Origin of the sequence: Halocola ammonii (assembly GCF_049334165.1) — a bacterium.
Lineage (GTDB): Bacteria > Bacteroidota > Bacteroidia > Flavobacteriales_D > Sanyastnellaceae > JBEGHD01.
Window position 1 is genome coordinate 203644 of sequence record NZ_JBEGHD010000006.1, and the last position, 12204, is coordinate 215847.

A 12204-nucleotide genomic window follows, 5' to 3' on the forward strand; every position below is an offset into this window, starting at 1 on the left:
TTCTCTCTAATTTGTTGACAATAATTATCGGATAATTAGAATATTTCCGGTTTTTTCTATTTCATTTCCAGCAATGCCAGTGGCTTTTATTCGATAAGAGTAAATTTCATCCTCTACATAATACTCGCCTCCTTTATGCTCGCCTTCCCACACTTCGTCAATATTTTGTGAGTGGTAAACCAGACTTCCCCAACGATTGTAAATCCAGATTTCGAATTCTTCTACATCGTGGCCTTCCACTTTGAAGTAATCGTTTATTCCATCACCGTTAGGTGTGAAAGCATCTGGAATGTAGATTCCTGCATCCGGATAATAAGTTATTGACGCTGAGTCGGTGCACATGTTCTCAGTCGTTACATAAAGTGTGATGGTGTGGGGTTCCAGATCATAATAAGTGTGAGAAGGATTCTCCTCAGTGCTGGTGGTTCCGTCATCAAAGTCCCAGAGGTAGTCACCCTCATAGTTCGAAGCATTGGTAAACTCTAATCCCCAACTACCGACTTTATCATAGTTGAAATTGGCAATGACTTCTTCTACCTGAACTAAAATCTCCGCTTCAGTTGCATTTCCACAAACATCTTCAGCGTATATGCTATATGTTGTGGTTTCCCAAAGTCTTTCTTCTATTTCGGTTACGTTTTGTTCATTTACTGGAGACCATTCATAGCTGTAACCGCCCTGTCCGCCTGTTGCAAAAGCAAATAGTTCGATGGAGTCTCCATGACAAATGACAGTGTCGTTGTGAGTGATTAATTCGATAGGCTCAGGTGGAATTATTACGCTCATATCATCCTGATTTGAGTTTCCGCACTGATCCTCTACGAAAAGCGAGATTTCCACTGTTTCCCCAGTGTTGACTTCGATTTGTTCGTCAGTGCTAATGGAAATACCTTCTTCAAACCATTCGTAGGAATAATCGCCAATTCCCCCACTTACGTTAGGGGTGATGAGGCTGGTGTCAAGACACGTCACGGTCAGGTCAGGGCCGAGGTCAACGTTGACAGGTACTGGTGGAAAAGAAATTTCTATTTCGTCTGAGGCTTGCGAGAGGCATTCGTCAAAAACATTTAATGTCAGCGTTCCTGGCCCCACGTCAATCCCTTGCATGTCCAGTATCGAAGCTAGGGTTAGAGTGTCTCCAGATGAATTTATCCAAACGTAGTCATACGTTTCACTTCCACCTTCAACGGCAGGGTCAACTACCAAATCTTCCAGGCAGTCAAGTTGCTGATCTGGACCAAGGTCAACGGTCATTGGTGGGTAGTCGGGCAAGATTACTTCGAGCACTCCATCTACCGGCTCCATACCGCAAGTGTCAGTTGCCGTGTAGTTGAGAGTTGTAGATTCGTAGAATACTGTATCTAGCGGCCATCCTACAGATCCACTTTCCCACTCAATGTTGTACAATCCAAACCCTCCGGAAACCTCAGGTTCAAGGCTCACTTCAATTCCGCAATCCGTATTGAGTGGGGGAGATTCGACTTCGAGAGGTTCTGGATCCTGTATGTAGAAAGTGTAAGTGCTTTCGATTGAAGCTCCAGTACACTCCAGTTGAGTTTCGAAAGTAATTGTAAGACTTTCGACTCCTTCATCTAGCGCATCTTCAAAAGTTGTGAAAGGCACCTCAACTGAATAAACATCTTCTGGGAAGAATATTTGGTCGGGCAGCTCTTCGTAGTCTACTCCGTTTTCGGCTGAACCTGTTATAGTGAGGTCTACTGCCGTAGCACTTGAGTTTCCTTCTGGTCGAGTGAACACAAAATTGTTTTGACCACAGCCTTCATAGACTGTGGAGTCGTTTACACCTACTGCACCGAGATCCAGATCGAGTGAGATGAGCTCACTGGTAAAACTTCCACCTTCGAGGAAAACGCCCGAATCAAGAATGGAATCACTTCCATCAGCAATTACAATTTTGATGTGATAGGTTTCTCCGCATTGAACAGGGTGCTTCGCTGTTAAAACAACAGTCATACCGTCATACTCGATGTAAAAGGGGTCAGAGGCGAATGGCTCAGGAATCCCATTTACAAAGTCGTCATCATCTCCATTGTCAATGTAGTATTCGGGGTTGACTGTTTCATTCACATTATTCAAGGTCACAGGTATGTTTGTGCCTGGTAAAACTGCGATGTTCACCGGATCCAGAGTTACAGATACACCAGAAAGAATAAATGCAAATGCATCGTTTATTGAGCCATTAGCATATTGCATGTACTCGTCAGATCCAAAGACGTAATTGAACTTTACAGTATCCCCTGTAGGAACGAAATCAAACTCAAGCACTGAGGCGTCATTCGTTGTAATGTCCGCAATTGCAGAAAGATCATCGTCTCCGGGTGTTCCCACCGAGGTGCTAACACTCATGTCCTCATTTGGACCAATGGCATTTTGAATATCACCTGAAGACATAATTATGCCGTAAGGAATTCCCACATTGGCGTTCTCGGAGTTAAACTCTCCTATCTGCAAAACTGGATCTCCCGTGTATTCAATGTTCGAGACCGTCACTCCTTCTCCAAGAAGTACTTCCTCTACTAGCTCTTCAGGTGTTAACGTGTTCTCAATCACGAGCTGAGAATAAAGAGCCGAAGAGCAAAGAATTAGTGATAAAAAACAGATGAGCTTTCGCATGGCTGCAATTAGATTTTGATCAATGCATAATTAGTTAGTCGGTTGGAAGACTCAATTCAGAGGGAATAAGTTGCTTCCTGTAAGGTTATTGAAACATACACATAAATTTTCAAAAGCGTGTTAAAAACTGAGGAGTTGCTTCCTAGTCAAACTCTACTTGAATACCTTTGGCTCATGTCTGAAATCATCCGCATCAGTGAATTGAGAAAAACCTACCACCTGGGCAAGGAAGTGGTGAAAGCACTTGACGGAGTAAACCTGAAGGTTTTTGCCAATGACTACGTGGCTCTGATGGGGCCTTCTGGTTCTGGCAAATCCACACTGATGAATATCATCGGGTGTCTGGATACTCCAACTTCGGGTCACTACGAGCTCAATGGCAAAGATGTGAGCAAGCTTGATGATAACGACCTGGCGGAAATCAGAAATCTGGAAATTGGGTTTGTATTTCAGACATTTAATTTGCTTCCCCGTTACTCAGCATTAGAAAATGTTGCGCTGCCAATGATTTATTCCGGGGTACCCAAAGAGGAGCGAGAAGCCCGCGCAAAAAGCGTTCTGGAGCAAGTTGGTTTGGGCGATAGAATTGGACACAAGCCAAACGAAATGAGTGGAGGTCAACAGCAACGTGTAGCCGTGGCCAGATCTTTAGTGAACAATCCTTCCATAATTTTGGCAGATGAGCCCACTGGGAATCTCGACACGGCCACATCTTACGAAATTATGGGCCTTTTTCAGGAAATCCACGATCGCGGCAATACAGTCATTCTCGTGACTCACGAGGAAGATATCGCAGAGTATTCTCACCGGATAGTGAGGATGCGTGATGGTAAAATTGAGTCGGATGTGAAAAACTCCCCGGCAAGGGTGGGAGAGTGAGCTTTTATCCGCATTGATAACAGCGCAAAAAATTGTTCTTTTGCAGTTCCAAATTTAAAATACCAGGTCGTGGATAAACTACGCAAAAACAGGATTGTGGACTTGCTCGACAAGTCGCAGGTGGGAAAAGAAGTAACAGTGCACGGATGGGTGCGCACATTCAGAAACAACAGGTTTATCGCAGTGAACGATGGTTCCACATTGCGAAATTTACAGGTCGTTGTGGACGAAGAACTTCTGAATGATGCTGAAGAAAACCGCATTAACACAGGCGCATCTCTCAGGGTGAAAGGAAGACTGGTAGAATCTCAGGGCCAGGGCCAGGACACAGAGGTTCAGGCTACGGAAGTTCAGATTTTGGGAGGGGCAGACCCCGAGACTTTCCCAATTCAGATGAAGAAGCACAGCCTCGAGTTTCTCCGTGAAAAAGCGCACCTCAGGTTCAGAACGAGCACTTTTGGGGCGATTTTTAGAATCAGGCACGCCATGTCTTTTGCAATCCACAAGTTTTTCAACGACCGCGGATTTTACAACCTCCACACACCAATCATCACTGGTTCCGATGCCGAAGGTGCAGGAGAGATGTTCAGAGTTACTACTCTGGACCTGGACAACGTGCCAAAAGACGATCAGGGAAATGTAGACGTCAAAGAAGACTTTTTCGGGAAAACAGCGAACCTCACCGTTTCTGGTCAACTCGAAGCCGAACTCGGTGCTTTGGCACTTGGTAAGGTTTACACTTTTGGACCAACCTTTCGTGCGGAGAACAGCAATACTTCACGTCACCTTGCCGAATTCTGGATGATTGAGCCGGAGATTGCCTTTGCAAACCTGCAGGACGACATCAATTTGGCACAGGACTGCTTGAAATACGTGATTGACTATGCACTCGAGAATTGCGCTGACGATCTTCAATTCTTGAACGACCGCCAGGAAAAGGAGGAGCAGGCAAAACCGCAAAACGAACGCAGTCCAATGGGACTCATCGAAAAGCTTCGTCATGTAACACAAAGCGATTTTGAGCAAATCACCTACACCGAGGCTATCGATATCTTGCGCAACTCTAAACCATTCAAGAAGAAAAAATTCAAGTACCCAGTAGAGTGGGGCGAAGACCTACAAAGCGAGCACGAGCGATACCTCGTTGAAAAACACTTTAAATCACCGGTAGTGATCACTGATTACCCCGCAAAAATCAAAGCGTTTTACATGCGTCTCAATGACGATCAGGAAACTGTTGCGGCTATGGACGTGCTCGTACCAGGTATTGGCGAAATCGTTGGCGGGAGTCAGCGTGAAGAGCGATATGAGGTTTTGAAGGAGCGTTGCAAAGCATTCGATATTCCTGAAGAACACGTTTGGTGGTATCTCGAGACAAGGAAATTTGGAACTTGTGAGCACGCTGGCTTTGGGCTAGGTTTTGAGCGACTGATGATGTTTGTTACCGGCATGACCAATATCAGAGACGTGATTCCTTTTCCCCGAACTCCGCTAAATGCAGAGTTCTAAGGCCTGCCGTCATTTCAAAACACTAAAATTGAGCTTCCTTGCCTCCGGTAAGGAAGCTTTCTTTTTCCGTTAATTTAATACCGAATTCGCACTCCATTTTCTTATCTTTCCGCCTAACAACAATCATGCTAAATGCTTTGGCTTTCTGTTGAAAAGTCGGCTTGCGGATTTTAGATTCCTAATCAGATGCTTAAACAAAATTTACAACAGAAGTTACTCCAGAAACTCTCTCCTCAGCAGATCCAACTGATGAAACTGCTTCAGGTGCCCACCGTGGAACTGGAACAGCGGATAAAAGAAGAGATGGAGGTAAATCCTGCTCTCGAAGAAGGAAAAGAGGATGACGATTTGGAGAATGATGTTGACGATTACGAAGAGGAGGAGAGCAGCGAAGAAGATGATTTCGATATTTCTGATTATCTGGATGATGACGAAACGCCAGATTACAAACTTTCGGTAAAAAATCAGGGTGCAGATCCCGAAGAGAAAGATGTTCCTTTGGGAAGCGGAAGGTCTTTTCATGAAGTGCTCCGCAGGCAGTTGGGTCTAAGAAGCACGAGTGAAAGACAGGAAGAATTAGCCGAAAACCTAATTGGAAACCTCGATGACAGCGGCTATCTGCGAAGAGACATTCCATCAATTGTCAACGATCTTGCTTTTACGCAAAACATCATGACGACAGAAGAGGAACTCGAGGAAGTTCTTAAGCTTATCCAGGGTTTTGATCCTGCTGGCGTTGGAGCTCGAGATTTGCAAGAATGCCTTCTGATTCAGATTAAGCGCATAAAAAGGGAAGATGAAAGTGTTGAGCTTGCTGAAGTTATTCTGCGCGATTTTTTTACTGCCTTCACCAAAAAGCACTACTCTAAGATTACCAAGAAACTGGAAATTGAGGACGACCAACTAAAGGAAGCGATTGACGAGATCATCAAGCTCAATCCTAAACCTGGCAATTCGCTGAAGGATTCGGTAAGAACCATTCAGCACGTTGTTCCCGATTTTATTCTCACTGTGAATGACGATGACGAACTCAATCTCACGCTAAACCAACGCAACGCACCGGAGTTGAAAGTGAGCCGCGAGTACAAAACAATGCTCGATACTTACGCCAAGACCAAAGACAACAAGAAGCAAAAAGAGGCGGTGATGTTTGTCAAGCAAAAGATAGACTCTGCGAAGTGGTTTATTGACGCCATTAAGCAGCGTCAGCAAACACTGATGCTCACCATGAACGCCATTCTGAAGTATCAGGAAGAGTACTTTAAAACGGGTGATGAAACCAAGTTGAAGCCAATGATTCTGAAGGACATCGCAGAGATTGTAGGAATGGATATTTCTACCATCTCACGAGTGGCCAACAGCAAGTACATTCAAACGCCTTATGGAACTTTCTTGCTCAAATCATTCTTTAGTGAGTCGCTTTCTACAGACAGTGGTGAAGAGGTTTCGACCCGTGAGGTTAAAAAGATTTTGCAGGACAGCATCGATGCTGAAAACAAGAAGAAACCATTGACCGATGAACGCCTGGCTAAAGTTCTCAAAGACAAAGGCTATAACATTGCCAGACGAACTGTTGCCAAGTATCGGGAACAATTGAATATTCCAGTTGCGCGACTTCGCAAACAGCTATAAGCGAAAGCAAACGATGACCCGAATCGCTCAGATTGTCTCCGTAGTTTTTCATCCCCTTTGGATGCCGCTCTATCTTTTTTTGGGCGCCTGGTGGATCGATCCCTACATGAGAGCCTTTCTTCCCCTGGGATTATTAAAGTATCTGCTTTTTGTCTTGGGGATCAATGTCGTGGCTCCTTTGGTGAGTATCCTAATGCTCCGCTACCGAAATCTGATTTCGTCCCTTCACTTGCGAAAACGCGAAGAGCGCCTCTTACCCTTTATTATCGTGCTGGCTTATTACATCCTGACTTATTTCTTGCTCAGACTCAAAGCAGTACCAATTCCCGAGGTAGTTTACAGCATGCTTCTTTGTTTGATTCTTGTTCTCACAGCTGTGTTAATCATCAACTTTTGGTGGAAGATCTCAGTGCATCTTACCGCAGCCGGAGGTGTTTTGGGAACCCTAATCGGGTTGTCGACCATCCATCAGTTCGATGTGTCATTTTGGCTCTATGTAGTTCTCGGACTTGCCGGGATTATTGCATTCGCCAGACTACAGCTTCGAGAGCACTCATCGCTACAGGTGTACGCTGGCTTTTTGCTTGGCGGGTCTATCAGCTACTGGCTGGTAAGTGCGCAGTTCATGATTTGATAAAAGCTGCGAGTATTGAGGACTTTCCTAAAGCTTAAGGCAAAAAGAAAGTCAACCCAGCAGAAACAGGAATGAGCTTTACTCCATCACCTGGTTCAAAAACTTCGGACAACGAATAGAATGCGAAGAGGCTTACTTTCTTGAATCCTATTCTGGCTGTGGGTCCATATCTAAAGGTTGCCGTGTTTTCAAATCCCTTCTGCTTTATCGTCCTGTCTTCATAGACTGTCTTAGAGTGGACATTCACCAGAACTCCTCCCTTGAATCCGGCATAAATACGAAACTTTGCATCGTTTCGGGTTCTAAACCGGAGCTCAATGGGAACTTCGATGTAGTTCATTGAAAGTTTATTCTTTTCAACTTCTTCGCTGGCCGGAAAAGTTTGAAATTCGGTAAAATCGTCTTCCTCGTTATGCACAAACCTTCCATTATTGTGAACGTTGTGTGAAGCAAAACCAACACCCCATGCAAAGCGAAAAGGTGACTTTTCAGTGAAAGCGTACTCTTTCATAAAAGCGAAGTTGAAGCCGAGGCTGTAGCCACGCATTTTCAACTCTTCGGGGCCTTCGAGCCAATGACTGGTGTAGAGGTCGATGGTGAAATTGTCTTTATCCACCTCGTCTTTTTCGGGGATAAACTTTGTCGGTTCGCCTGCCGGCTGCGCCATTGCTGTTGTTGCCAGAGTAATGACGATAAGAAGTAGATTAATCTTTTTCATAACTAATATTTTGTTGCCATCTCCATGCGTCTTTCATTGCATCTTCAAGCGATTTTTCCGTTTTCCAGTTCAGTTCTTTGTTTGCTTTTTCGGGACTGGCGTAGATGGATTCTACATCACCAGCTCTTCTCGGCCCAATTTCATAGTTGAGCCTTTCGCCACTCACTTTTTCAAAGGTATTAATTACCTCTTTCACCGAGCTTCCTGTGCCGGTGCCCACGTTAAAGGGGGTGCAGGCACCTTCGTTCTGCTCCAGCCATTCGAAAGCCCGGATGTGCGCTCTGGCAAGATCTTGCACGTGGATGTAATCTCGCACGCAAGTTCCGTCTGCGGTTTTATAGTCGTCTCCAAAAACTGTCAGTTTTTCGCGAATACCGGCCGCAGTTTGGGTGATAAAAGGAACAAGGTTGTTAGGTACTCCCAGAGGCAGTTCGCCAATTTGAGCGCTGCTGTGGGCACCAATTGGATTGAAGTAGCGAAGCAAAACTGCACTCAACTCCGACTGCTCGGAGAGATTCACGTCAGAGATCATTCTTTCGCACACTTGCTTGGTGTAGCCATAGGGAGAATTTGCGGGCTGCACAGGAGAGTCCTCCGTTACTGGAAGAGTCTCGGGTTGACCATATACAGTGCAGGACGAAGAAAAAACCAGGTTTTTCACACTGAATTCTTGCATCAACTCCAGCAGCACTTGCATTGATCCCAGGTTATTATGGTAGTATTTGAGCGGCTCAGCCACCGATTCGCCTACAGCTTTAAAAGCGGCAAAGTGGATGACTCCATCAAAATTGCCTTCAGCTTTGAAAACCTCTCGAAGCTCCTTTTTCGAAGCACAGTCAGCCTTATGAAATTCTGGCTTTTGACCGGTAATCTTTTCGATTCCATCCAAAACAGAAGGTTCCGAATTAGAAAAATTATCTACAATTACTGGTTTGTATCCACTCTCAATTAGCTCTACAACAGTATGAGAACCAATGTATCCAGCTCCTCCGGTTACCAGGACTTTTTTCATGCTTTTCGGCTTCATTTGTTGCGGGTAAAAGTAGAAAATTAGAAAGGATAGGAATTCCCCTACAAGCGCATCGTCTCGAATCTGATGATAGCACGATTAGTTTGAGTCTATGTTTGCAAGCACACAGTTGAATTAAACAAGGAGAAGAAAAGGAAATGGTAAAGCCAAATGTTCTATTATTAGAGAGTTTTGAGAAGGACGGAATCAGAATCAAGAGTGTTTTGAACTGGCTTCAGGAGTTGAAAATCATCAGCCTTCATCACGACAAGAAAAATGCACTTAGTTTCTCAGCTACCGAATTGGAAGCAACGTCTTATCCCCACATTTTTCTGATGTATATGAACAAGACTGAAATAAGCCGAATTGATTTCCTCGAAAATGCCTATTTACTCCACACTCAAAGTTTTCTGAACTATGCCGAAAGAATCAAATTCAACTGTCATCTTCACCCCGTAGGAGGCAAAGAAAAACTTCGAATTCTCGATTTTCTAAAAGAAATTAGCATGAGCAGCAGGTACTTGGCTTGCGTTCACAACTAAATTCCCAAAAAGTCGCAACACTTTCATTGACTCACGCGTAAAGGAAAGCGGAACACCAAATTCCACCCTACTAAACGCTATAATTTAAGTCAATGAATACAGAACAACAAGAGCGCTTGTTCGATCTGTCCTATCTGAATCAAGTCTTTCAGGGCAATCGAGAAATGATCAACGAGATTATATCGCTTTTTTTACAACAAGTCCCCAACTACATTAAACAGATGGAGGCGCTCGTAGAAAAGGGTGAACTTCTAGCACTTCATCCTCTGGCTCACAAGTCGAAGTCTTCAATTGCCATGCTTGGTCTGAAGAAGATGGAAAAATTAGTGCTACAAATTGAGCACAATTCGAGACATCGCGAAAACATCGATGAAATTCCGGAATTGGTTTCCAGAATTCGCGAAGAGTGCGACAGAGTTTACGGACAATTAGAACAAGTCATGCAGGATTAGCCTGCAAAAGAGTTAAATAAGCTATATTGAATAAGCTGCATTGATCGATATCAGTGCAGCTTTTTTTATTTTCGGCACATGGTCAAAATGGAAGTGATGAAGTGGACTGAGAATGATGTTGCCCAGATTTCGAAAAGAGGGATTGAGCTCAAGGATGTTGAGCGTCAATTGGAGAAAATAAAATCTGGTCCCAAGGAATTACAAATTGAGAGAGCCTGCACTCCCGGGGATGGAATCCGCATCTTCAATGCTGATGAGGTCGAAGGTAAAATAGAGCGCTTCGAAAATCGCGATAGCGGTGTTGAGGTGGCTAAGTTTGTGCCGGCATCTGGAGCAGCCTCTCGCATGTTTCGCCACTTGCACGAATTCCAGAATGGTCAGCGAAGTGAGCTCTCTGATCAGTTCTTCGATAATCTTTCAGATTTTGCTTTTAGCGGAAAAGTGCAGGAGAATTTTGCTTTCGACATTTCAAAAGAGCTCACGGAAAGTCAGAAGAAAGAAATAGCTCAATTCTTGATTTCAGAAGAAGGGCTGAGGTTTAGCAACATTCCGAAAGGGCTGGTAGGATTTCACCGTGAGGGAGAAATTGTAAGGTCGGCATTCGAAGAACAGCTTGCGGAAGGAGTTGAGTATCTGAAAGGAAATGAGCCACTGAAATTTCATTTCACAGTGGCGCCTCAGTTTCGCACCGAAATCGAAAATCACTTGAGGGCAGTGACGCTAAAACCTAAGTTTTCAGGTGTGGATTTCGATTTTTCTATGAGCGTGCAGGAGCCAGCTACAGACACAATTGCGGCATCTGGAAATGGCGAGCCTTTTCGTGAAGAAAGTGGTGAACTCTTGTTTCGCCCTGGCGGACACGGAGCACTTTTAGTGAATCTTCAGCAAAGCAATGCCGACATTGTATTTGTGAAAAACATTGACAACGTGGTTCATCGCCATCATCTTGCTCCCACAGTGAAATGGAAAAAAGCTCTGGCGGGATGCCTACTGGAATTGCAGGAGAAAACTTTCCAACTGATAGATGAACTGAAGTCTGAAAAGGAAGGAGCAGTGGAGGCCGCAAACGGGTTTCTGAAAGATGTTCTGGGTCTTGATTTTGAAGCGTCAGAAACTGATCAATTGATTTCACTTCTCGATCGGCCTTTGAGGGTTTGCGGCATGGTGAAGAACCAGGGAGAGCCGGGCGGTGGTCCCTTTTGGGTAAAAGACAATCAGGGTGTGAGCCGTCCGCAAATCGTAGAAAAAGCACAGATAAATCTATCCAACAGAAAGCACCGTGAAGCACTCGAGTCAGCTTCGCACTTTAATCCTGTAGATCTGGTTTGCTCCATGAGACGCTACAATAGGGAGTTTTTCGACTTAAGCTCCTTTGTAGATGAATCTACTTTTTTTGTTTCAGAAAAATCGAAAGATGGAACAGCTCTGAAAGCACTGGAGCTTCCCGGGCTTTGGAACGGAGCAATGGCCTATTGGAATACGTTTTTCGTTGAGGTTCCTCTTGAAACGTTTAATCCGGTGAAAACAGTGAATGATCTACTGAAGCCGCTTCATCAACCCGCTGTCTAGGTTTATTTATACTGCTCAATGTCAATGGAATTGATGCAGAAGTCGTATTCGTCTTGCTGGCGATTTGAGCATACCACGATGAGCCGATTCTGTGAGTTTTCTGTAATTAGGTTTTTGTACCAATCGATTCCTTGCCGATCCAGATTGGAAGTTGGCTCGTCAAGAAGTAGCAATGTACTCTCGCTAAAAATTGCCTGGGCAAGCTTCACACGTTGGAGCATTCCGCTGGAAAAGTATTTCAGCTGTTTATCGCGATGGCGCTGGAGGCCGGTTTGCTCAATCAGTTCTTTGACGGTGAGCTTGTTCCTCAGAGGTTTAAACTTAGAGTGAAAACCTAGCATCTCCTGGAGTGTGAGCTCTTCGTAAAGTTTCATGGCCGGGCTGGTGATGCTGACATTTCGAAATGCCAGTTCTGCCGAGACCTCGGACTTGTCTTTCTGAAAAGAGAGCTTTCCTTCAGATGGCTCCATGTATCCTGAAAGAATCTGAAGTAGCGTACTTTTCCCAGACCCGTTAGATCCGAGCAAGACAGTGTGATTGTTGGGAGTGAGCTGAGTTGAAATGCCCCTGAAAATCCAGTCGCGATTAAATCGTTTACCGATGTTTTCGAGCGTGATTTCCATACA

11 protein-coding genes are annotated in these 12204 nt (G+C 44.6%); 7 read left to right on the forward strand and 4 right to left on the reverse strand.

Going from position 1 to position 12204, the window contains the following annotated elements:
- Positions 1–24: 24 nt before the first annotated feature.
- Positions 25–2634: a choice-of-anchor L domain-containing protein gene (locus ABHV44_RS08175; protein ID WP_459074184.1), complete on the reverse strand. Its 2610-nt coding sequence runs from the start codon at positions 2632–2634 to the stop codon at positions 25–27.
- A 174-nt stretch (positions 2635–2808) separates the two neighbouring features.
- Here ABHV44_RS08175 and ABHV44_RS08180 point away from each other — a divergent pair, with 174 nt between their 5' ends.
- From ABHV44_RS08180 to ABHV44_RS08195, 4 genes are all read left to right on the forward strand, one after another.
- Positions 2809–3513: an ABC transporter ATP-binding protein gene (locus ABHV44_RS08180; protein WP_459074185.1), complete on the forward strand. Its 705-nt coding sequence runs from the start codon at positions 2809–2811 to the stop codon at positions 3511–3513.
- Positions 3514–3582: 69 nt separating this feature from the next.
- Positions 3583–5022, forward strand: coding sequence for an asparagine--tRNA ligase (gene asnS, locus ABHV44_RS08185; RefSeq protein WP_459074186.1), 1440 nt, complete (start codon positions 3583–3585; stop codon positions 5020–5022).
- Positions 5023–5208: 186 nt separating this feature from the next.
- Positions 5209–6654, forward strand: a complete 1446-nt coding sequence (gene rpoN / locus ABHV44_RS08190; protein WP_459074187.1) for an RNA polymerase factor sigma-54 — start codon at positions 5209–5211, stop codon at positions 6652–6654.
- 13 nt (positions 6655–6667) lie between these two features.
- Positions 6668–7288 (forward strand): hypothetical protein, encoded by a 621-nt coding sequence (locus ABHV44_RS08195; protein ID WP_459074188.1) that lies wholly within the window; start codon positions 6668–6670, stop codon positions 7286–7288.
- A 34-nt stretch (positions 7289–7322) separates the two neighbouring features.
- On the opposite strand, the gene ABHV44_RS08200 is transcribed toward ABHV44_RS08195, so the two are convergent.
- Together ABHV44_RS08200 and galE are read right to left on the reverse strand one after the other, a co-directional pair.
- Positions 7323–8006 (reverse strand): porin family protein, encoded by a 684-nt coding sequence (locus ABHV44_RS08200; RefSeq protein ID WP_459074189.1) that lies wholly within the window; start codon positions 8004–8006, stop codon positions 7323–7325.
- The gene (gene galE, locus ABHV44_RS08205; RefSeq protein WP_459074190.1) at positions 7993–9018 is read right to left on the reverse strand and encodes a UDP-glucose 4-epimerase GalE; all 1026 of its coding nucleotides are present in this window, start codon (positions 9016–9018) and stop codon (positions 7993–7995) included. The genes ABHV44_RS08200 and galE overlap by 14 nt, the downstream gene beginning before the upstream one ends.
- A gap of 155 nt (positions 9019–9173) precedes the next feature.
- On the opposite strand from galE, the gene ABHV44_RS08210 reads away from it, so the two are divergent.
- The 3 genes from ABHV44_RS08210 (at position 9174) to ABHV44_RS08220 (ending at position 11578) form a co-directional block, all read left to right on the forward strand.
- Positions 9174–9557, forward strand: a complete 384-nt coding sequence (locus ABHV44_RS08210) for a hypothetical protein (RefSeq protein WP_459074191.1) — start codon at positions 9174–9176, stop codon at positions 9555–9557.
- Between the two features lie 92 nt (positions 9558–9649).
- On the forward strand, positions 9650–10009 hold the full coding sequence (locus ABHV44_RS08215; protein WP_459074192.1) for an Hpt domain-containing protein: 360 nt from the start codon (positions 9650–9652) through the stop codon (positions 10007–10009).
- A gap of 96 nt (positions 10010–10105) precedes the next feature.
- On the forward strand, positions 10106–11578 hold the full coding sequence (locus ABHV44_RS08220; protein ID WP_459074193.1) for a DUF4301 family protein: 1473 nt from the start codon (positions 10106–10108) through the stop codon (positions 11576–11578).
- Positions 11579–11580: 2 nt separating this feature from the next.
- Here ABHV44_RS08220 and ABHV44_RS08225 read toward each other — a convergent pair whose 3' ends face one another.
- On the reverse strand, positions 11581–12201 hold the full coding sequence (locus tag ABHV44_RS08225) for an ABC transporter ATP-binding protein (RefSeq protein WP_459074194.1): 621 nt from the start codon (positions 12199–12201) through the stop codon (positions 11581–11583).
- Positions 12202–12204 lie beyond the last annotated feature (3 nt).